Origin of the sequence: Streptomyces sp. NPDC006602, from assembly GCF_042870385.1 — a bacterium.
Taxonomy (GTDB): domain Bacteria; phylum Actinomycetota; class Actinomycetes; order Streptomycetales; family Streptomycetaceae; genus Streptomyces.
In genome coordinates, this window is sequence record NZ_JBIAHG010000032.1 from 8,026 (window position 1) to 27,221 (window position 19,196).

19 protein-coding genes and 6 pseudogenes are annotated in these 19,196 nt (G+C 68.2%); 16 read left to right on the forward strand and 9 right to left on the reverse strand.

Annotated features, from left to right (window positions below; genetic code table 11):
• The first annotated feature begins 35 nt into the window (after positions 1-35).
• The 3 genes from ACFYO2_RS40555 (at position 36) to ACFYO2_RS40565 (ending at position 3,980) form a co-directional block, all read left to right on the forward strand.
• Positions 36-2,759 carry a LuxR C-terminal-related transcriptional regulator gene (locus ACFYO2_RS40555; protein WP_388360098.1) on the forward strand — a complete coding sequence of 908 codons (2,724 nt, stop codon included), beginning with the start codon at positions 36-38 and terminating at the stop codon, positions 2,757-2,759.
• Between the two features lie 157 nt (positions 2,760-2,916).
• Positions 2,917-3,144 carry an alpha/beta fold hydrolase gene (locus tag ACFYO2_RS40560; RefSeq protein ID WP_388359971.1) on the forward strand — a complete coding sequence of 76 codons (228 nt, stop codon included), beginning with the start codon at positions 2,917-2,919 and terminating at the stop codon, positions 3,142-3,144.
• Entirely contained in the window at positions 3,141-3,980 is an 840-nt protein-coding gene (locus ACFYO2_RS40565; RefSeq protein ID WP_388359973.1) for a GNAT family N-acetyltransferase, read from the forward strand. Before ACFYO2_RS40560 ends, ACFYO2_RS40565 begins: the two co-directional genes overlap by 4 nt.
• 310 nt (positions 3,981-4,290) lie before the next feature.
• Here ACFYO2_RS40565 and ACFYO2_RS40570 read toward each other — a convergent pair whose 3' ends face one another.
• Positions 4,291-5,505, reverse strand: a complete 1,215-nt coding sequence (locus tag ACFYO2_RS40570) for a cytochrome P450 (protein ID WP_388359976.1) — start codon at positions 5,503-5,505, stop codon at positions 4,291-4,293.
• 730 nt (positions 5,506-6,235) lie between these two features.
• On the opposite strand from ACFYO2_RS40570, the gene ACFYO2_RS40575 reads away from it, so the two are divergent.
• The 3 genes and pseudogenes from ACFYO2_RS40575 to ACFYO2_RS40585 all read left to right on the forward strand — a co-directional run.
• Entirely contained in the window at positions 6,236-7,072 is an 837-nt protein-coding gene (locus tag ACFYO2_RS40575) for an alpha/beta fold hydrolase (protein WP_388359979.1), read from the forward strand.
• Between the two features lie 179 nt (positions 7,073-7,251).
• The gene (locus tag ACFYO2_RS40580; protein ID WP_388359981.1) at positions 7,252-7,992 is read left to right on the forward strand and encodes a LuxR C-terminal-related transcriptional regulator; all 741 of its coding nucleotides are present in this window, start codon (positions 7,252-7,254) and stop codon (positions 7,990-7,992) included.
• 152 nt (positions 7,993-8,144) lie between these two features.
• A pseudogene (locus tag ACFYO2_RS40585) lies at positions 8,145-8,447 on the forward strand (cyclic nucleotide-binding domain-containing protein); the annotation flags it as partial.
• A 160-nt stretch (positions 8,448-8,607) separates the two neighbouring features.
• On the opposite strand, the gene ACFYO2_RS40590 reads toward ACFYO2_RS40585, so the two are convergent.
• On the reverse strand, positions 8,608-9,156 hold the full coding sequence (locus tag ACFYO2_RS40590; protein WP_388359984.1) for a helix-turn-helix domain-containing protein: 549 nt from the start codon (positions 9,154-9,156) through the stop codon (positions 8,608-8,610).
• Between the two features lie 55 nt (positions 9,157-9,211).
• On the opposite strand from ACFYO2_RS40590, the pseudogene ACFYO2_RS40595 reads away from it, so the two are divergent.
• A pseudogene (locus tag ACFYO2_RS40595) lies at positions 9,212-9,328 on the forward strand (short-chain dehydrogenase); the annotation flags it as partial.
• A gap of 232 nt (positions 9,329-9,560) precedes the next feature.
• Here the strand turns inward: ACFYO2_RS40595 and ACFYO2_RS40600 are convergent.
• The 5 genes and pseudogenes from ACFYO2_RS40600 to ACFYO2_RS40620 all read right to left on the reverse strand — a co-directional run bounded on the left by ACFYO2_RS40600 (position 9,561) and on the right by ACFYO2_RS40620 (position 12,913).
• A complete protein-coding gene (locus ACFYO2_RS40600) occupies positions 9,561-9,851 on the reverse strand; it encodes a hypothetical protein (protein WP_388359987.1) in 291 nt (96 codons plus the stop codon).
• Positions 9,852-9,911: 60 nt separating this feature from the next.
• Entirely contained in the window at positions 9,912-10,781 is an 870-nt protein-coding gene (locus tag ACFYO2_RS40605; protein ID WP_388359989.1) for an alpha/beta fold hydrolase, read from the reverse strand.
• A gap of 136 nt (positions 10,782-10,917) precedes the next feature.
• Positions 10,918-11,341, reverse strand: a pseudogene (locus ACFYO2_RS40610) (SsgA family sporulation/cell division regulator).
• A gap of 227 nt (positions 11,342-11,568) precedes the next feature.
• Positions 11,569-12,000: a universal stress protein gene (locus ACFYO2_RS40615; RefSeq protein WP_388359992.1), complete on the reverse strand. Its 432-nt coding sequence runs from the start codon at positions 11,998-12,000 to the stop codon at positions 11,569-11,571.
• A gap of 349 nt (positions 12,001-12,349) precedes the next feature.
• The gene (locus tag ACFYO2_RS40620) at positions 12,350-12,913 is read right to left on the reverse strand and encodes a cupin domain-containing protein (RefSeq protein ID WP_388359995.1); all 564 of its coding nucleotides are present in this window, start codon (positions 12,911-12,913) and stop codon (positions 12,350-12,352) included.
• A gap of 84 nt (positions 12,914-12,997) precedes the next feature.
• On the opposite strand from ACFYO2_RS40620, the pseudogene ACFYO2_RS40625 reads away from it, so the two are divergent.
• From ACFYO2_RS40625 to ACFYO2_RS40655, 7 genes and pseudogenes are all read left to right on the forward strand, one after another.
• A pseudogene (locus ACFYO2_RS40625) lies at positions 12,998-13,231 on the forward strand (LysR family transcriptional regulator); the annotation flags it as partial.
• Between the two features lie 15 nt (positions 13,232-13,246).
• Positions 13,247-13,990 (forward strand): LysR family substrate-binding domain-containing protein, encoded by a 744-nt coding sequence (locus ACFYO2_RS40630; RefSeq protein WP_388360101.1) that lies wholly within the window; start codon positions 13,247-13,249, stop codon positions 13,988-13,990.
• Between the two features lie 75 nt (positions 13,991-14,065).
• Positions 14,066-14,638, forward strand: a complete 573-nt coding sequence (locus tag ACFYO2_RS40635) for a TetR/AcrR family transcriptional regulator (protein WP_388359998.1) — start codon at positions 14,066-14,068, stop codon at positions 14,636-14,638.
• Between the two features lie 222 nt (positions 14,639-14,860).
• Entirely contained in the window at positions 14,861-15,334 is a 474-nt protein-coding gene (locus ACFYO2_RS40640; RefSeq protein WP_388360001.1) for a DNA starvation/stationary phase protection protein, read from the forward strand.
• Between the two features lie 43 nt (positions 15,335-15,377).
• Positions 15,378-15,626: a DUF2630 family protein gene (locus ACFYO2_RS40645; RefSeq protein ID WP_388360003.1), complete on the forward strand. Its 249-nt coding sequence runs from the start codon at positions 15,378-15,380 to the stop codon at positions 15,624-15,626.
• 42 nt (positions 15,627-15,668) lie between these two features.
• Positions 15,669-16,125, forward strand: a pseudogene (locus tag ACFYO2_RS40650) (glucose-6-phosphate dehydrogenase); the annotation flags it as partial.
• Positions 16,086-16,339, forward strand: a pseudogene (locus tag ACFYO2_RS40655) (OpcA/G6PD domain-containing protein); the annotation flags it as partial. The pseudogenes ACFYO2_RS40650 and ACFYO2_RS40655, both read left to right, overlap by 40 nt.
• A gap of 145 nt (positions 16,340-16,484) precedes the next feature.
• On the opposite strand, the gene ACFYO2_RS40660 reads toward ACFYO2_RS40655, so the two are convergent.
• Together ACFYO2_RS40660 and ACFYO2_RS40665 are read right to left on the reverse strand one after the other, a co-directional pair.
• Positions 16,485-16,766, reverse strand: coding sequence for a PqqD family peptide modification chaperone (locus ACFYO2_RS40660; RefSeq protein WP_388360006.1), 282 nt, complete (start codon positions 16,764-16,766; stop codon positions 16,485-16,487).
• Between the two features lie 198 nt (positions 16,767-16,964).
• On the reverse strand, positions 16,965-17,198 hold the full coding sequence (locus ACFYO2_RS40665; RefSeq protein ID WP_388360008.1) for a hypothetical protein: 234 nt from the start codon (positions 17,196-17,198) through the stop codon (positions 16,965-16,967).
• A 303-nt stretch (positions 17,199-17,501) separates the two neighbouring features.
• Here ACFYO2_RS40665 and ACFYO2_RS40670 point away from each other — a divergent pair, with 303 nt between their 5' ends.
• Together ACFYO2_RS40670 and ACFYO2_RS40675 are read left to right on the forward strand one after the other, a co-directional pair.
• Entirely contained in the window at positions 17,502-18,344 is an 843-nt protein-coding gene (locus ACFYO2_RS40670) for an alpha/beta fold hydrolase (RefSeq protein WP_388360010.1), read from the forward strand.
• Between the two features lie 27 nt (positions 18,345-18,371).
• A complete protein-coding gene (locus ACFYO2_RS40675) occupies positions 18,372-19,091 on the forward strand; it encodes a hypothetical protein (RefSeq protein ID WP_388360011.1) in 720 nt (239 codons plus the stop codon).
• Positions 19,092-19,196 lie beyond the last annotated feature (105 nt).

Genomic DNA, 19,196 nt, shown 5'->3' on the forward strand with positions numbered 1-19,196 from the left:
CCCACGACAAAACAAACCAACAAGGCTTGGTTGTAATGTTTTTTCGCGCCCCCCCCCCCTACCCCCCCCCCCCCCCCAACCCCCCCCCCCCCCCCCCGCGCGGGGGGGGGGCGGCGCCCCTCGACGGTGAAGCGGGCATCGGTAAGTCCACGCTCCTGGCGTCTGCCGCCGAACGGGCAGCAGCCGACGGCTACCGCCTGCTCGGTTGCTCGGGCCTGCAGAGCCAGACCGAGGTCGGATTCGCCGGGATTCATGAACTGATCCATCCGCTGCTGGGGCAGGCCGCCACGTTGCCGCGTCGACAGCACAGCGCGCTCATGACCTCGTTCGGTCTGGAGGACGGGCCTGCCCCGGACCGTTTGCTGGTCAGCCTCGCGGTGCTGGGCCTGCTGGAGGAGGCCGCGGCCCAGCAGCGCCTGCTGCTCGTGGTCGACGACGTGCAATGGCTCGATCAGTCCTCGCTGGACGTCCTGGCCTTTGTCGCGCGCCGGCTGACCAATGCGCCGTTGATGTTGTTGTGTGCCGAGCGGGCGGGCCTCGGCGGCTCGGGCGTGCGTCTGGAGGGTACGCCGCGATTGTCGCTGGGCCCCCTTGAGCTCGGAGACGCACAGGAACTGCTGGCGCACACACTGCGGCAATCGACCGGCGAGGTCGACGCTTACCTGCAGGAGCGCGTGCTCGACCAGGCAAACGGCAATCCGCTGGCGGTCATCGAGTTGAGCGCCGGGCTCGCGGAAAGCCCCAGCGACGCAGTGATCTTTTCGGGGGAGCCGCTGCCCACCAGCCAGCGCGTCGAGCACGCTTTCCTGGCCCAACTCGAGGCGCTGTCAGAAGGGTCTCGTCTGCTCTTGCTGCTGATCGCGGCCTCGCACGGCTCGATGGCCGAGATCCATGCGGCTACCCAGGACATCGAACTGGACTTCATGCAGGAGCTGGCACCACTGCAGCGGGCAGGCCTGGTCACCGTGAGCGGCGGCCAGCTGCACGTGCGGCATCCGCTGATCCGCTCCACCGTGTACGGCGCCGCTCTGCTGTCGGATCGCGCGCTCGTACACCGCGCCCTGGCACATGCCACCACCGACCCGACACGGGCAGCCTGGCATCGAGCCGAGGCGACGTTCGGGCCCGACGAACGTGTGGCGTCCGACTTGGAACGCGCGGCCGAACAGACCCTGGCGCGCGGCGCGGGTGCCGAGTCCGCCGCGGCGCTTCGGCAAGCAGCAGCGCTCTCACCTGATCCGAAGGACCGAGTACGACGGTTGTCCGCGGCCGCGGACATCGCGCGCGGCGCTGGACTGACGACTGTCGCCATCAGCATCCTGAAGGAGGCAGAACCTCTCGCCGGGGAGCTCTCCGATGAGCAGTCATTGGCGATCACCCGGTTCGTGCTGGCGGTGACGGCGTCCCTGCCCGGGCAGTCAGCGGTCGAACTGGTCGCCCTGGCGGGCAAGCACCTCCCAGGTGATGCCAGGCAGCGGGAGTTGCTGTGGGCAGCTGCCATCGAATGCCGCATGCACGGCTTGGCCGAATCGTCACGCCAAGCCGTCGTAACGGCCATCCGCGGCCTCGGCGACACCCGCGACGACCCACTGATCGACGTCGCCACGGCTCTGGTCGACGATGTCGGCGACGGATTGCGCCTGCAACAACGGCTTCCTGCCCTCTTCGAGCGTTTTGATGGAAGTCCTTTGCCGGTCATGTCGCTCGCTTTCGCCGCCGAGGCAGTTTCCGACCGGGCCGGCGCGTTGCGCTGCTGGACTCTTGTGCAGAACCAGTCCCAGCGGCGGAACTCATCGGCCGATGAATGTGAGGGCCTGCGCGGTGCGGCGCACCTGCTGATTCAGCAGGGCAACCTGCAGACTGCGGTGATCACAGCGCAGAATGCGCTGCGTATGGCCGAGGACATGAACCTACCGATGACCGCAGCCTCGGCGGCAGCGTTCCTGGCCCGCGCGCTTGCGTGGCAGGGACACGAGGAACGCGCACGGCAGGCTCTCGACCGGTCCCGCCAGTTGCTGGCGGCGGACCCCCTGATCCTGTGGAATGACGACGCGCACTGGGCGGCGGGAATGGCAGCGCTGTGCGCGGCGAACTACACCGAAGCCCTGCCGAACCTGCTGCGCATGTCATTGCACCGGACAAGCAGGCGTTGGGCCGTCGCAGATCTGGCCGAGGCGGCGGCCGGGTGTGATCAGCAAGACCTCGCCCGGCCGGTCCTGGACGATATCGAAGAGCAGGTCCGAAGACTCGGCACCCCGCTGGACAGCCTGCTTGTGCACCGGGCTCATGCCTTGCTGGCACGGACCGACAGCGAAACCGAGGACCGTTTCCAGGCTGCACTGAACGAGAGCGAAGGGCTCGACGCGGAGCTGGAACTCGCCCGGACCCATCTGCTCTACGGTGAATGGCTGCGACGGCGCCGCCGGATCGTGGATGCACGCACGCATCTGACGACCGCTTTGACCGCTTTCGACACGGCCGGCGCGACTGCGTTCACCGACCGCGCCGCAGCCGAGCTCCGGGCCGCCGGAGTGACGGTGCCTGGCAAAACCAAGCTCGGCCCCGTAGCCACGCTGACCCCGCAGGAACTGCAGATCGCCCAACTGGCCGCGTCGGGACTGAGTAACCGAGAAATCGCCGATCGGATCTATCTCTCACACCGCACCGTGGCCACTCACCTGTACAAAGTGTTCCCCAAGCTAGCGATCAAAAGCCGCCGCCAGCTCTACGTAGCCCTGGGCGAAGCGGCGCACTCCTGACTGCGGCACACGGGGTTCGTAACGCGCCCTCAACGGCGTCAGGGTCAGGTTGGTGAAGGTGAGTCGGACGCGAAATGGTCGTCGGCTCGGGTCGATCGCAACATGATTCGCGTGACCTTCCGGTTGGCATCAGCACAGACGCCCGGTCAGCTGGGACGTGCGCGACCGGCTCGGCACGATCGTGGCACCGACGCTGGTGCTCGTCGGTGTGGACGACTTCATCTGCCCGCCGCGCTTCGCCTACGAGCTGGACGCCGGAATCGCGGACACACGGCTGTACGAACTGCGCCGGAGCGGTCACTTTGGGCACATCGAGGAGACCAGCGCCTTCAGCGCGGCCGTACGAGCCTTCATACACGAGCGAAAGACAGGAAAGACCGCATGAGGACAACCCTGCCGATCGGCCTGGGCGAACGCACCGAGATAGCGGCGTACACGGACTTCGTCACCGGCGCGCCGCCCTCCGTACACACCACGCTGGGCATCGGTTCCCGGCGCTTCGCTTCCGTGCTCACGGTGGTGATCCGCCACGACCCCAGTGGCTTCTTCGTCCGAGCCGGGGGGTTCGGCGCCGACGAGCCGGTCACCGAGGACGCCGTCGCGCAGGTGTGTGACTACTTCCGTGAACAGGGCGTCACCCGGGCCTCATTGATGATCGCTCCCTCGCTGCTGCCGCGGGACTGGGCGGCAACCGCGGCCCGGCTCGGCCTCACCGAGGGCGGCCGCTTCGTCAAGCTGGGCTGCGAGACCGCGACCGCGTCGGCCGCGGCCGACGGCACAGCGGCACTCGACCCCACGCTGCGGGTCGGCCTCGTCGAACGGGCGCAGGCACACGAGTGGGCGACGGTCATGATGACCACCTTCGGCTTCACCACGCCAGCCGCCATGACGGACATGGCGGCGTCGTGCGTCGGCCGGCCAGACTGGCGGCAGTACGCCGTGTGGGAGGGCGAGCGGATCATCGCGGTCGGGAGCCTCTTCCTCAACGGTGACTGTGCCGACATGTTCGGCGGAGCGACCCTCCCGGAGGAACGTGGCCGAGGTGCCCAGACCGCTCTGCTCACCGCTCGCGCCCGGGCCGCTCAGGCTGCGGGCTGCCGTTGGCTCGTCGCCGAGACTGGTGCGGAAGGCCCCGGCGAGCGCAACACGTCCCTGCACAACATGGTCCGTTCCGGTTTTGAGCGGCTCTACGAACGGGTCACCTGGGAGTGGCACGTGTAGCGGTGCTTCGGGCACCTGCCGCCGTGCGCAACATGGTCTTTCAGGACCGTGCGCGGCCAGGCGGACCGCAGGCCTGGGATACGGACCGTCCTTGCTGGTCGGCCGGAACGTGGACGTGGAACTCGACCTGACGCTGCGCCATCTTGGGCAGGGGACCGACTGACCGGGGCCGCCACCGCACGTACACGCCGGGACACGTCTCGGCCACCTTGGTGGTCACGGTCTCGGCGTGCCCGTACGGCAGCGGCACCTCCCCCTCCAGCCGTTCGACAACGCCGCTTCCCGCGCTCCGCGCCGTCGGCGGCCGCTCTCACACCGCGGCGGCCGTGCGCACCGGGAGCGCGACCAGGCCACGCGACCGCATGGACGGACGCCGGCGCAGGTCCCGCGCCGCAACGGCGAGCGAGAGACACGGGAAACGGTCGAACAGCGCGGTGAGCGCGATGGCCGTCTCCATACGAGCCAGCGGAGCGCCGAGGCAGTAATGGATGCCGTGTCCCAGCGCCAGGTGTCCGGTAGCGTCGCGCTCGAGGTCCAGACGGTCGGGGTTGGTGAACCGACGCGGATCGCGGTGAGCGGCGGCGAGCGACAGCAGGACCGTCTCACCGGCCGGCACTGTGACGTCGCCGATGACGATGTCCTCGACCGGGAAGCGCCGGATGGCCAGCGGCGCCGGGCCGTCGTAGCGCGCCAGTTCCTCGACGGCCCGGTCCAGCAAGTCGGCGTCCGCCCGCAGCGCCGACAATTGGTCAGGGTGGTCGAGAAGGGCCGCGACCGCGTTGCCGATCATGTGTACCGTGTTCTCGTAGCCGGCGACCAGGATGAGGAAGGCCAGCGACATCAGTTCGTTCTCGCTGAGCCGGTCCTCCTGGTCGCGCACGGAGATCAGGGCGGACAGCAGGTCGTCGGCCGGATGAGCACGCTTGTCGGCGATGAGCTGCGTGAAGAAGGACAGCAGACGGCCCACAGCCTCCCTGGCCCGCTCCGGCCGCAACGGGTCGGGGGCGACCAGGGCGTCGGTCCAGGCCCGGAAATCGGGCCGCTGGGACGAGGGCACGCCGATGAGGTCGCTTATGACGATGATCGGCAGCGGGGCGGCATAGGACGGGATCAGGTCGAACTCGTCCTGGTCGGCCACGGCGTCGAGCAGCGTGTCTGCGGTGCGCCGGACCGGTGCACGCAGCCTTTCCACGTGCCGGTGTGTGAAGACCTTGGAGACCATGCGCCGGATACGTGTGTGGTCCGGCGGGTCCATGTTGAGCAGGTTGGCGTCCAGCGCGGGCGGCAGGGCCATGCCCCGGTAGCCGCCGGGGGTCGCATGGCGTTTGTCCAGGGACAGTCGGGGGTCGGAGAGGGCCTGGCGGACGTCCTCGTAACGTGTGACCAGCCAGGCGGGAAGGCCGTCCGTGCCGGTGATCTGGTGGACCGGCCCTTCCTCACGGAGCCTGCCATAGACGGCGTAGGGATCCTGGAAAAGCTCCCCGGGAACAACGGCTGGGCGTGATGGGGGCGTTGACTCGCTCATCGCCACAGCTAAGCAGACCGCCGCCGCGTCGCGACCACACCCCCAGCAGGCCTCGCAACCGCCCACCGGCCCGCCGCCAGGGTCTCACACGTGTTCGCCGCAGTGATTCGCCAGCTACTCGGCTGCGGGGTCCTGGGGGCTATGCAGTGAGCCAGCGCAGCTAACAAGCGCAGCTGAGCACGTGAGCAGCGGCCGACCGTGATGGGGCCGGCGCCGCCCGAAGGCGGGGACACGGAGGGCGCGGCCCGTGCCCGCAACGGCCTGACCAGCGCCCTGCGCTACCCCGGCGACCCGGAAGGCTCACTGCGCCACCACCGGCAGGCGCGCGACGGACCTGGAACGACGCCCTCAGGAACGTGGACGATCCTGAACGAGCCCGCGCACACCACGCGGCCGGGTGGCTGCCGTGGACCGGCATCAGTCATGTGACTGCACGGGGTGAAGGCCGGGCACCGCTGGCGGGCGCCTCGCTGACGGCCCCCGTGCTCGTGGGCCGGTCGGCCCGGCCCACGAGCACGGGGGCCGGTGCTGCGCTGCCGGACGCCCCCGCCCCGGAACCGGCCGGATCACACGCTCAAACTCCGTACTCCGTGGCCGTCCTGGCGCCCTGCCGCGGACGCGGGGGCGAAAGGTAAGTCGTTAGACAGATTCGCGGGTGTACGCCTCCGGGGCATGGTGAGTCCATCACCCGGCGCGTCCGCGCCGCACAGTGTCTTTCGAAAGGTCAGCCATGTCTTTCATCACCGTCGGCCAGGAAAACTCCAGCGACATCGAGCTGTACTACGAGGACCACGGCACCGGCCGGCCCGTCGTCCTGATCCACGGCTACCCCCTCGACGGCCACTCCTGGGAGAAGCAGACCACGGCCCTCCTGGCCGCCGGCTACCGCGTCATCACGTACGACCGCCGCGGCTTCGGCCAGTCCAGCCAGCCCACCACCGGCTACGACTACGACACCTTCGCCGCCGACCTCAACACCGTCATCGAGACGCTCGACCTGCACGGCGCGGTGCTGGTCGGCTTCTCCATGGGCACCGGCGAGGTCGCCCGCTACCTCTCCACCTACGGATCCGCCCGGGTCGCCAAGGCCGCCTTCCTCGCCTCCCTGGAGCCCTTCCTCCTCAAGACGGACGAGAACCCCACCGGAGCCGGGACCGCCGACTTCTTCCAGGGCGTCTCCGACACCGCCAAGCACGACCGCTACGCCTACTTCACGTCGTTCTACAACGACTTCTACAACCTGGACGACAACCTGGGCACCCGCATCAGCGAAGAGGCCGTCCGCAACAGCTGGAACGTCGCCACACAGGGCGGATCGCACGCCGCCTGGGCCGCTCCCCTCACCTGGCCCACCGACTTCCGGGCCGACATCCCCAAGATCGATGTCCCGGCCCTGATCCTGCACGGTACGGCCGACAACATCCTGCCCATCGACTCGACCGGCCGCCCCTTCCACAAGGCACTCCCCCAGGCCGACTACGTCGAGGTCGACGGCGCACCGCACGGCCTGCTGTGGACCCACGCCGAGGAAGTCAACGAGGCCCTCCTCGCCTTCCTCGCCAAGTAGGCACAACCGGTCCACGGGCGGCCCGGACTCCAGGCACGCGGCACGGGCCGCCCAGCCGACGTGAGAGCGATCCCCGATCGGGACCGCGACCAAGCAATAGGCGTCAGATCTCAGGCAGGCCTCATGCCTCAACAGCACCACTATCTCGACCGCGCACTGCAGGAACCCGGTGATCGCACATGACAGACCACGCCGTCGAAGCACCCGTGCGGGAGCGCATAAGTCCCATCAGCCGGTTCCACCTGACATCTGTGCCGGGCATACCCGCGGTGGGGGCGCCGGGCAGGAGACATGATCCGGACGCGCTCCCCGTGACGTTCGCCCTGACGGCGAGCGACAAGCTGACGGAGGAAGGTGCCCAGGCCTGCCTCGGCGGTACCGCCGGGGTAAGTGTTGTGCCCTGGGACGAACGTCAGAGCGCCGACATCGGGGTGGTGCTGACCCGCACGGTCACCCCGGCGACACTCAGACTGTTCGCGGAGGGCGCCGAGTTCGACCGGGACCGGGTCAGGCCGGTCCTGCTCGTGGCGGACGCCATCAGCGAACGGCACCTGATGTACGCGGTCGAACGAGGTGTGGTCGGGGTGATGCTGCGCGGCGGGGTGGGTTACGCCGACATCGTGCGTGCCGGTCGCAGGGCGTTGCGCGGGGAAGCGTCGCTACCTCCCACGCTGGTGCGGGCGCTCGTCGAGCGCCTGCGCTCCCTGGCGGGACAGCAGCCGGGCTCCGCCGATCTGTCGACACGGGAGCTTGACGTTCTGCGGCTGCTGGCCGAGGGGCTGAGCACGGCGGAGGTCGCCGGAAGTCTCAACTACTCCGAGCGCACCATCAAGAACGTACTGCACGACATGATCACCCGGCTGCGCCTGCGCAACCGGACGCACGCTGTGGCCTACGCCATCCGCAGCGGCGCACTGTGACACCCGACGACGACACACTCCGGCGTCGCTCCACATGTTTGCGTCGTCGGAGGCTGTACCGTTCGGGCACAATAAGTGTCCACGCGTGCAGGTGTGCAACCTCTTTTCCCGAGATCGGTGACCGTCCGGACGATCTCGCCCTCGCCGCCGAAGTGCGGCTGACAGACGGACAACTGGCCCGGGCCGCGCACTACGCGAGCCGCGAAGACGTCCGAGCAGGCCAGGTTCTCCACCGGGTCGAGGACGACTCGGTAGACCTCTTCCTGTGTGAGACAGCGACGCTGGAAGCGACCGTCCCCTCGTCCGAGGGCGGTGACGGACACCTGTTCATGACCCACGGCCCCGGCCAGTTCGCCGGCGAACTCAATCTGCTCACGGGACAGCGACGCGGCCTGACCGTACAGGTCACCGTCGGCGGCACGGTCCTCCGGGTGCCACCGGAAGCCTTCCGCAGGCTCATGGCCGAGGAGACGGAACTGTCGGACCTGCTCCTGCGCGCCGTCCTCGCCCGGCGACGGCTGCTGCGTCAGGCGACGGAGCAGAGCTTGCGCATCGTCGGCGACGCCGGATCCGCGGCGGGCATGGTCGGAGCGAACCCGGACTCGTCGAGGAAGATCAGGTCGCGTTGTCCGGCGTCGGCGGCCTGCCGCAAGGCCGCAAGTCCCCCAGCTGGGCCCGGGCGGCCTGCTGGAGGACGGGGTCGGCCTGGTGCCGGATGCTGTCGCGCATGCGTTTCCAGCGGAAGCCGTCACGGCGCAGCAGTTCCCACAGCCAGTACGCGGAGATTTCCACGCCCCGCTCGTCGCGGAGCCAGTCACGCAGCGCCGGGGCGGTCCAGGTGATCCCTGCGGCGGCCGATGTGTCCAGCAGGTCGGCCAGCTCGGCGCGGTCCTGGGTCCCCGGGATCCTGGCGGGCCGGCCGGGCCGGGGCGCGTCCGGCAGCGTGTCCGGCCCGCCCTTCTCGAAGCGGTGGACGGCGGGGCGGACGGTGACCGGGTTGCACTCCAGCAGGTCGGCGACCTCGGTCACCGTCCTTCCCCGGTCGAGCAGCCGGACGCACTCCGCACGCAGCCGGGTATGCCGGGCCAGGTCGCGTCGGCCCAATAGCTCACGCAGGTCACGACGCTGATCATCGGTCAGCTCGAGATGGAGGTTCTTCGGCATCGCGTCCCTCCCGCAGGACGCCTACCCACACCGCAGCTGACATCACCCAGACCGCTTAGAGGGGATCGAGAGCGGCGCCCACGAAGTGCTCGCCGACGGGATGTCCCGCAAGGTGAAGGCGAACCTCGCCGCGGACGTCGCTACCATGTACCCCCAACTGCTGGAGAAGTGACACCGGCAGCCACGGAGCGGAAGGTCAACGGGGCGTGTCTCACGCCCCGTTGGCGTCCTCGAAGGCACCCAGCCCGGGTGGCTGCTGTCCATGAGTGTCAGCGCGTCGGGGGCCGGCAGCGGGCCAATGTGGAGGGCGGGCAGTCCCGCCGGGTCCACGACACCGTGCCCTGCGCCGCGGGCCGCCATGATGAACGCCGCCCTGCAACTGCTGAGCCTGCGGGCGACGAACGTCAGCACCTCGTCACTGGAACGGTCGATCCAGCCGAGACCGCGAAGCGGCCGGGCGCCGGACCCTCACGGATGGACAGGGCCTGTTCCAGCACGCCGCTCTGGAAGGCCGGGTGCTCCGCCAGGTGGTCGAAGAGCGGGTGGAGAAGCTGGTGCCGCGTGGACAACGCGAGTTCCTGCTCGCTCTCCACGCCGACGGCCCGCAGCGAGCGCAGTCCGTCCGCCCCGCCGCGTGCGGTCAGGGCGTCTAGCAGCGCGGTCTTCCCGACGCGGAGCTCAGCCGTACGACCCACCAACGACAATCCTCTCCACACCAGAGGCGATCGCCCCTGCGAGGAGTACGTCAGCATCCGTCAGTCGACTGGTACCGGTCTGTCCCGGGAGTCCTCGGCCAGGAAGGCCAGCACCTCCCGCGCGAACGTTGCGTGGTGCTGGAACATGAAGCCGTGGCCCGCATCGGGATACGTGCTCACCCTTGCGTCGGGCAGCAGGCTTGCCAGCAGGTACGACACGCGGGGCGGTATGACCCGGTCCTGGTCCCCGAGGGCTACGAGCGTCGGCTGCCTGATCGCCCCGAGCCGGTCCAAGGCCTCCTCGTCCGGGACGCCCCACTCGACCATCGCCTCGTACTGCGCTTCCCTGGCTTCTCGGCTCACGGGCAGGTCCCGGTCGTGCTCGCGCTCGATGTACCTGCCCAGAAACTCCAGGCCACTGCGCTGGCTGGACGAGGTGTGGTTGAAGAAGGCGTAGAGGTAGTCCTCGAATTTCGGCTCGTCGACGTCGGAGCGGACGATGATGTCGCCCGGCCAGCCATGGATATCGGGGCCGCCTCGCGGAGCGGTGGCGGCCAGAACCATGCGGCGCACCGCGGCAGGACGACGCAGCGCCAGCTCCTGGGCCGTGTAGCCCCCCATCGAAAAGCCCAGTACATCCACCTGCCGCACACCGATGGCCGCCATGAAGGCGAGGGCGTCGACGGCTGTGTCCTTGATGGTGCGCGGTGTCGTTCCCGAACTCAGACCGACACCGGCGTGGTCGAAGGCGATGACGTCCCGCTCGGTCGCCAGCGCGTTGATCAGCGCCGGATCCCAGCTGTCGAGCGTGCCGCGCAGGTGAGGCAGCAGAAGCAGCGGTGGCTCCGAGCCGGAGGGACCGCAGCGCCGGTAGGCGTACCTGAGGCCGCTGGCAGTGTCGACCGTCTGGTTCGGTGCGTCGATGTACATCTCGTTCCTTCGGTGGGGGGCGTGCTTCCCACCGAGCGGGAGCACTGTACGTCACCGAGTCTGCCGACCCTGCCGAACCCCGGCATCAGGCATTTGACCACCCTTCCGTACCGGACCTCGACACGGCACGAGAATCTCAGACGGGCGGGAGCAGGCTCTCCGTCAGGGCGTTCCAGTCCAGATACGTTCCTTCGCGGCCGGATGGAACCATGGCGTAGGTCTCGTCCAGCCATCGGCGAAGCACCGTCAGGTCGGCCATGGACGTGGCGCTTCCTCCCGGTGCTTCCATCCTCAGGTACAACAAGGGCCTGTCGCGCGGCCCTCTGCAGGGCCACACTTTGAAGTCGCCTTCGCCACTGAGGCGCTCGACGCCGGCGCAGCAGGTCCCGGCCGACCACCCAGGTGACACCTCTGCCCGCGGGCACGAGGAGCGTCATGCGAACCGCGAAGGGATCGTCCGCGCTGTACGTGAACTTGCACTCGATGTCGCCCCGCTCCGCTGGAGCCGAAAGGAAATGGAGCATGGTGAGGAGTTCGAGCCGGCCTGCGTACTCAGTCATCCGGTCAGTCCTTACTGTCGTGGAGCGGGCTGGGTTCACACCTTGGCGAACCCGGAAGACACGGTCATCGGTCGTATGACTGCCGCTTGGATAACAGGAGGAGCGGTGTACTCCCACCGCGAAGTGTCAACGCACTGACGCCGGCGTCCGGAACGCGAGGCGGGCGAGGTGCCCGCTGTTCCGAACGCCGGCGTCGGCGGTGGCTGGCGATGGTGGGAAAAGGAGAGTTACTGCTTGGCTTCCCCCTCCGACACCAGGAGGATGTCGATCCGGCTGCCGTGGGCGACGGCGTCGCTCACCCGGGGGTTGAAGAACGCGGAGACCGAATTCCTGTGGTGGGGGCTGATGATCATCAGGTCGGCCTTGAAGTCCTCGGCCGCGGCGGAGATGGCCGCGGGCACTTCGGGGGTCAGCCCGCGAACCAGGTGCCCGTCGGCCTGCACACCGAGGTCGCGGAGTGCGGCGAGCGACTCCTTGAGGATCGCCTGCCCTTCGTCCTCCTCCTCCAGGACCAGCACGGCGCCGGCTGCCACGGTGGACGCCACGACGTGGACCACGTGAACCTTGGCCCCCGTCAGGCGTGCCATCTCACCGGCCGTCGACAGGGCTGTCCGGCGAGCGTCGCTCGGATCGATGGCGACCAGGATGCGTTCGTACATGGGATGTCGTCCTTTCTGCACCAGTGCGGCAGTCGGTTCGACACCGCATCGGCATGTGGATTCACTCGTTCGAAGGTCGCTCGCGCCGTCCGGTGCACTCGCTCAAACGTGTGGGTCGTTCTTCACCACAGCCGACTTACGGCCCCTATGGGCGCTTGAACCGGACATCGTGGGCTCGGCTCCGGGACACAGCCGCTTGGCAGCCGTAGCCAAAATATGACCGGTCATATTCATCTGTCAATGTGATCCCGACCGAGCGGTGGTCCCCTGTCGGCAGCGCCATTTCCCGCGCCAGGAAGCACAGTCAGACGACTGATGCCCTGCCCGTACGGTGCCTCCTAGCCTGGACTCAAGGCACCAGAGGAGGACCGACGATCTGGATACCGTGTGCCGCCGCCATCCTCTGCAGTTCCTCCGGATCGGGACCCGGGCCGGCCTCCGGCGGCACGAGGCCGTCGAAGGGGACACCTGCTTCCTCCACGAAGGCGTCGAACCCCCCGCCCGGTGTGTGCAGGGTCAGAAAACGTGCCGTCGGAGAGGTCACGACGAAGCCGTGCGCCAGTCCACGAGGCAGGAGAGCGAGCCCGCCCGCACCCACGCTGCGCACCTCGTTGCCGACTTCGACCCGAAGGGTGCCGTCCAGAATGAGAAACGTCTCCTCGTCGGACTCGTGCAGGTGCAGGGGTGACATGTATCCGCGTTCGCCGGTGTGTTCCAGCAGTGCGTAGGCTCCGGCGGTGTCGGCCGCCTGCGCGCGCATGCGCACCAGACCGCCGAGAAACTGCACCGCCCTCTGCGTATCGGGGGTAGTGATGGCAGGGGTCGTGATGTTGCCGGACAGGGAAGTCACGGTTCTCCTCGCTTCCAGTTGGTTCTGCTCGTATTCGAACAGAACCAACTGCGCCCGGTCCAAGACCGATTCGTCATCGACTCATGCCGGAACGGGATGCGGCTACCGGCGAGTGGATCCCGTACGAGAGGCCGAGAAAGGTTCGACATGACAGACCGCTCCCCCGTCACTCTGGCGGAACATCAGGTGACACGTCCCGAACCCGATATCGACCCACGCCTTCTGAGAGCTTTCGTGGCCGTCGCGCGGGAAGGTCACTTCGGCCGTGCGGCGGACAGGCTCAGGGTTGCGCAGTCGGCCCTGAGCAGGCAGGTGCAGCAGCTCGAACGCCTGCTGGGGGTATCACTGCTCACACGCACGTCGCGGGGCGCGCGACTCACCACAGTGGGGCGGCTCGTGGTGTCGCACGCCGAGAACGCGATTGCCCAGAACCGGCGGCTCGTCCGCCTGGCCAGGTCGGCAGCGGCGGGGCAGTACGAGGTGAAGACCCTGAACATCTCGGCGCCCTTGCCCAGTCCTCCCGGTGGGCTGCTGGCCGAGGCAGTGCGTCACTTCCGCTCCACGCACCCGGACGTGCAGGTGTCAGTGGCGGGCCTCGACGACCGCGACATCGCCGCCGCGCTGCGGGACGGCCGCGTGGACGCGGCTCTGACCTGGGGCGACGACCTCGGCGCCGATCACGTTCAGGTCCTGCTCGACGAGGGCGCCAGTGCCCTCCTGGGGCGGCATCACGTCTGGGCCGGGGCGCCTGAGATGCCGCTGACCGCGCTGACCGATGAACCGATACTTTTCCCGGTCCGTGAACGCGGGCACTGCTGGGACGCACTGCACGAGATGGCCGCCGCCGCTCACGTCCGGCTGACGCCCGTGCCCACGGCTCCCTCGGCAGTGCCTGACCTTGTCGCCGCCGGTCTGGGGATGTCCGTCGTGCCGACCTCCTTCCGCTTCGCAGGCTACTCGGACGTGGCCTTCGTACCGTTGCACGGCCTCCACCACCGGATGAGCGTCGTGTGGCACGGCGACGACCGGCCGAGCGTCTTGGCGGATTTCGTCGCCTCCTGCCGGGCCGCGGCGGTGGGGCTGAGTACGTCGCACCCCGATATCTGGCGGCTGCCCGTGCCCCCCGTCTCCGGTGGATGAGCGGGGCCACCACCTGCGGTCCGGGCGCCCGCCACCACCTTTGACAACACCAAGCAGGCCGGACATATTGATGCGATGCCTCAAGTGAGCGTGAAAGGGAAGCTGGTCGAACACGCGGAAACCGTGTTTCGTGAGCAAGGGTTCAACGGCGCCAGCGTCCAGGACATCACCAAGGCTGCAGGCGTGCCGAAGGGCTCCTTCTACAACCACTTCAAGAGCAAGCAGGAACTCGCCGCCGCAATCGTCCGCCAGTACGCCCGGAACACCGATGTCAGCATGTTCGGTGACGGCGACCGCTCCGTGATCGAGCGGCTGCGGACCCACTTCGGAGTCCAGGCCGGCCGGACCGAGGCCACGGGCGTCGAATACGGATGCCTTCTGATGACCATGGCCAACGACGTGCCGACCGCAGGCGATGAAGTGGCTTCCGCCGTGCGCCTCAGCCTCGCCAGGTGGACCGAGGCGCTGGCTGTCGTGATCGCTGAAGGACAGGAGTCCGGAGAGATCCGGTCACAGGAGCCTGCCGAGGACCTCGCGGCCTTCCTCATCGATGCCTTCGAAGGCGGCGGCCTCCGGGGCAAGGCGACTGGTGACCACACCGCCGCCGTACGCTCCCTGAACATGGCACTGAACGCTCTGCGCGCCTGAAACCACGTGCCGCCGCCCCCGCGCAGGTGTGGGGCACATCCGGAGTGTGCGGGGCGCACGGTGCGTGGCCGAGCCCGGTAAGTCATCCGTGTACGGGAATGTGCGGACGTCGTAAGTCAATCAACGGATCGTCTTGGAAGGTGTCCGCAGAAGAATCGGTGGGGTCCCCGACCGGACCGTCAACCACGGCCGGGAGGACACCGGAAAAGAAGAGAGTCACACATGACCGTCATATCGGGTTCACTCACCGACACCGATCGCGACACCACCGGAGCCCTGCTGCAGAGCACCCTGGTGGATCTGCTGGACCTGTCCCTCTTGGCGAAGCAGGCGCACTGGAACGTCTACGGCCGAAGCTTTCGGGCCATCCACCTGCAACTCGACGAGGTGGTGACCACGGCCCGGGACTACGCCGATCAGGTCGCCGAACGGGCGGCGGCGGTGGGGGTCAGCCCTGACGGCCGGGCCGTCACGGTCGCTGAGCACAGCGGTCTGCCCGCCTTCGTCGCCGGCTGGATCGAGGACGGAAAGGTGGTCGAGGCACTCGTTCAAATCTTCTCCACCCTCGTCGGCCGGATGCGTACCCGCATCGATGAGGCGGGCCGGTCGGACACCGTGACGCAGGATCTCTTCATCTCGTTGACGGCGGCATTGGAGAAGCAGAGCTGGATGTTCCAGGCGGAGAACCGTGGCTGACGCCTCGCCGCCGAACAGCCGCAAACGACAAGGAGACCGCGCCATGGAAACCGACCAGCGAATACTGCATCGGATCACGGAGATGGCAGACGAGGAACGCCGCCTGCGGGACACCCTGGCCACGAGCGCGGCGGCCACCGCCGCGGACCGCAGCAGGCTCAGGGAGCTCGTACGTGAGCTGGACCAGTGCTGGGACCTGCTGCGGCAACGGCGGGCCAAGGCCGAGTTCGGAGAAGACCCTGACGAGGCACACACGCGCCCGCAGTCGCAGGTGGAGAACTACCGGTCCTGACGTGCCCAGCGAACGGGATGTTCGCCAGGCAGGACCTTTCCGATGAGCCGGCCGAACGGTAACCCGCTGCGGGACCTCGTAGACCGTTGGCTTCCACGTATCGCGGGCCCGGCGGGGCCAGGTCATCTTCGGCGTCACCGGCGATCTGTGCCGCAAGAAACTCATACCCGCCGTGTACGACCTCGCCAACCGGGGTCTGCTGCCGCCGGGTTTCTCACTCGTCGGTTTCGCCCGCCGGGACTGGGAGCACGAGGACTTCGCCCAAGTCGTGCACGACGCCGTCAAGGTGAACGCCCGTAGCTCGTTCCGTGAGGAGGTCTGGCGGCAGCTCGTCCAGGGCAGGCGTTTCGTCCATGGAGCCTTCGATGACGACGAAGCCTTCGAACGGTTGCGCTGCACCATAGAGGAGTTGGACAAGGCGCAGGGCACAGGAGGCAACTCCGGCCTCTGCTTCTCCGTGCCGCCGAAGTCCTTGCCAGCGGTCCTCCAGCGGCTCCAGCCGGGCTCGGCGTGAGCGTCGACCGGAGGATCAGCGATGGCCGGCCGTCACCGCCGTACGCCTGGGTACCGACGGCGGCGAGATCCTCGTCGACCAGCCCACGCGCATCCTTGCCCTGAAGGTCCGCTCCACCTCCGAACTCATCGCTGAGGAGTTGCGGCGTCTCGATGCGGACGACATGTACGCCGTCACACGCGAAGGGAGCACCAACGAGACCTCGTTCATGTCTGTATACGTCACGACGCTTGCGAGTGACCGCACGAGAGCCCGGTCGCGTAACGCGACCGGGCTCAGTGACGTGCGGCGGCGGCCGACGCGAAGACTCGGCCAACGAGTAACGGGCGCGGCGTGTCAGACGCTCAGCCGGAACCGGGCACGATCGACGTGCACACCAATCCGGCCTGCTGCCAGACGGTCACATACTGCTCGATCAGTTGGTGAGCTTCCCGGACATCGACTTCGCACGCGGCTGCCAGTTCCGCGGCGGCGGCATGCACATCGCCGCCCGACTGACGCAGGGCGATCCATATGGCGCTGGCCTCGGGCGCGTAGAAGTAGGGCGCACCATGAGGTGACATCAAGGTGAGCACTCCGCTTTCCGTGATGCCTGCCGTCACCCCGGCTGTAATCGCGATGTTCACATCGTCCCGCTTCCTTTCCGGCTCTTCTTGCAGACGGCGCGCCGCACATGTCAGATGCCGCCGCGCACACGTTGCCCCACGTGCGCGGGAAGCCCTCACGTCCGCCAATGCAAGGGCACCAACGTGCAACACTTCTGCCCGAACATGACATCTCTGGTGGTCCTTGGCTTGGGGTAGGCGCTGTGGGGCCGGCCGATGTCAGCCGAAGCTGGCCCGCAACCGGGCCATCAAGCGGCTGAGTTGACCGACCTCGTCGTCGGTCCAGTGGCTCAGTCGTTCGGCGACGAGGTGCGTGGACTGTCGCGACAGGTCCTCGAGCCGGCCTACGCCGGACGGCGTGAGGCGCACGATGCGCGCGTACCTGTCCCGTCGATCCGGGAGCCGATCGATCCAGCCGCGGGCGGCAACATAGGCGACATGCCGGCTGGTCACCCCCGAATGACGTGCTCGCAGTAGTCCCTGCATGCTCACGCCAGGCTTTCCCGCGACACACGTCACCAGCATCAGTCATGTGACCCCACATCCAGGGCCCGCCGGAGCGGTCAAGACATGCACCACAAAGTTTCCACTTCGCGACCCCATGCTGAGTACGTGGCAGGACGTGGCCCGGCGACAGGATCGCCTCGAGCCGCCGGCGCAAACCGCCATGGAACGGACGGTGAGCCCGCGAGAAGCCGCCCCGCGCGCGCCACCATCCGAAGGATTCCCACTCCGTTCCAGCAGGGAGAACCACACATGACCACCGTTACGCACCACACCGCACCCACCCGGTTCGTCGAGGCCGACGGTGTCCGCTACGCCTACCGGCGGCTCGGCCCCGACGGCGGGGTGCCGCTCGTCATGCTGCAGCACTTCACGGGCAACCTCGACAACTGGGACCCCGCGCTGGTCGACGCACTGGCCTCCGAGCGCGAGGTCATCCTGGTCGACTATCCGGGTGTCGCGTCCTCCACCGGTACGCCGGCGGCGACGATCGCCGAGATGGCGCAGCAGATGATCACCTTCACCGCCGCGCTGGATCTGGACGAGATCGACCTGCTCGGTTTCTCCATCGGTGGCTTCGCCGCGCAGGACATGGCGCTGATCCGGCCGCGCTTGATCCGCCGCCTGATCCTCGCCGGGACCGGCCCGAAGGGTGCGCCCGGCATGCACGGCTGGCGCAAGGACATCGAGACGCACGCCCGCGCCGAGGTGCCCACGGGCGAGGACCTGCTATACATCTTCTTCGCCCACACCGAGACCAGCCAGGCCAAGGGCGTGGAGTTCCTCGGCCGGTTCATGGCCCGCACCGAGGGCCGGGACGTACCCAGCAGTCTCGCCTCGCGCGACGCCCAGTACGACGCCGTACTGGAGTGGGGTATCCCCGACCACTCCGCGCTGCAGCGCCTGACCGGCATCCGATGCCCCACCCTCGTCATCCAGGGTGACAACGACCTCATGATTCCGACCAAGGGCAGCCACACGCTCGTCGGTCTGATCCCGGACGCACAGCTCCGCATCTACCCCGACGCGGCCCACGCGTCACTTTTCCAGTATCCGGCCGAAGTAGCCAAGGACGTCAACGCCTTCCTCGGCTGAACCGCACCGCTTCATCAGGAGAACACCATGTCCGACCTGCTCAGCACCATCTTCGACGTCTACGGCGGCCGTTCCCGCTGGGAAGAGGCCAACCGGATCACCGCCCGGCAGTTCTTCGGCGGCGCGCTGTGGGGAATGAAGGGGCACCCCGGTGCCCTGAACGACGTCGACGTCACCGTCGACCTGCGTCGCGAACATGTGACCCAGAAGCCGTTCTTCGACCCCGACCATCACGTGTCGTTCACCGCCAACCGTGTCGCGGTGGAGGACTCCGCCGGCCATGTGATCGAGGAACTCACCGACCCGCGCGCCTCCTTCGAGGGGCACGATCTGATGACTCCGTGGAACAGGCTGCAGCTCGCCTACTTCTCGGGCAGTGCCATGTGGACCTACCTGGCGGAGCCGCTCTCCCTGACCTACCCCGGTGTGCGGACGGAAGAGATCGATCCGTGGACGGAGGACGGGGAGAAGTTCCGGCGTCTGCACATCGTCTTCCCCGACACCATCGCCACCCTCAGCACCGAGCAGATCGTGTACGTCGACGCTCAGGGCTTGATCCGCAGGCGTGACTACAGCGTCGAGATCGCCGGGAACACTCCCGCGGCCCATTACATCTCCGGTCACCAGGAGGTGTCCGGCCTGGTCATCCCCACCACCCGGATGATCTACAGCCGGGACGAGGACGGGCACAAGATCCCCGATCCGCTGGTCGTCTCGGTGCGGCTGGAGAACGTCGAGGTCTCCTGACCGGTCCAGGAGACCTCCCGAGGTGGGGGCGGGGCGGGGGGCGCGGCCCGCCGCCCGGCCCCCGGGGGGGCCACCCCGACCAACCCGCGCACGCGGGCCCCAGCG

Excerpts from the sequence above, each read along its gene's own strand:
- ACFYO2_RS40555 (WP_388360098.1), top strand. The coding sequence starts at position 36 with ATGTTTTTTCGCGCCCCCCCCCCCTACCCCCCCCCCCCCCCCAACCCC.
- ACFYO2_RS40565 (WP_388359973.1), top strand. The coding sequence starts at position 3,141 with ATGAGGACAACCCTGCCGATCGGCCTGGGCGAACGCACCGAGATAGCG.
- ACFYO2_RS40570 (WP_388359976.1), bottom strand. The coding sequence starts at position 5,505 with ATGAGCGAGTCAACGCCCCCATCACGCCCAGCCGTTGTTCCCGGGGAG.
- ACFYO2_RS40575 (WP_388359979.1), top strand. The coding sequence starts at position 6,236 with ATGTCTTTCATCACCGTCGGCCAGGAAAACTCCAGCGACATCGAGCTG.
- ACFYO2_RS40580 (WP_388359981.1), top strand. The coding sequence starts at position 7,252 with ATGACAGACCACGCCGTCGAAGCACCCGTGCGGGAGCGCATAAGTCCC.
- ACFYO2_RS40590 (WP_388359984.1), bottom strand. The coding sequence starts at position 9,156 with ATGCCGAAGAACCTCCATCTCGAGCTGACCGATGATCAGCGTCGTGAC.
- ACFYO2_RS40605 (WP_388359989.1), bottom strand. The coding sequence starts at position 10,781 with ATGTACATCGACGCACCGAACCAGACGGTCGACACTGCCAGCGGCCTC.
- ACFYO2_RS40615 (WP_388359992.1), bottom strand. The coding sequence starts at position 12,000 with ATGTACGAACGCATCCTGGTCGCCATCGATCCGAGCGACGCTCGCCGG.
- ACFYO2_RS40635 (WP_388359998.1), top strand. The coding sequence starts at position 14,066 with ATGCCTCAAGTGAGCGTGAAAGGGAAGCTGGTCGAACACGCGGAAACC.
- ACFYO2_RS40640 (WP_388360001.1), top strand. The coding sequence starts at position 14,861 with ATGACCGTCATATCGGGTTCACTCACCGACACCGATCGCGACACCACC.
- ACFYO2_RS40645 (WP_388360003.1), top strand. The coding sequence starts at position 15,378 with ATGGAAACCGACCAGCGAATACTGCATCGGATCACGGAGATGGCAGAC.
- ACFYO2_RS40670 (WP_388360010.1), top strand. The coding sequence starts at position 17,502 with ATGACCACCGTTACGCACCACACCGCACCCACCCGGTTCGTCGAGGCC.
- ACFYO2_RS40675 (WP_388360011.1), top strand. The coding sequence starts at position 18,372 with ATGTCCGACCTGCTCAGCACCATCTTCGACGTCTACGGCGGCCGTTCC.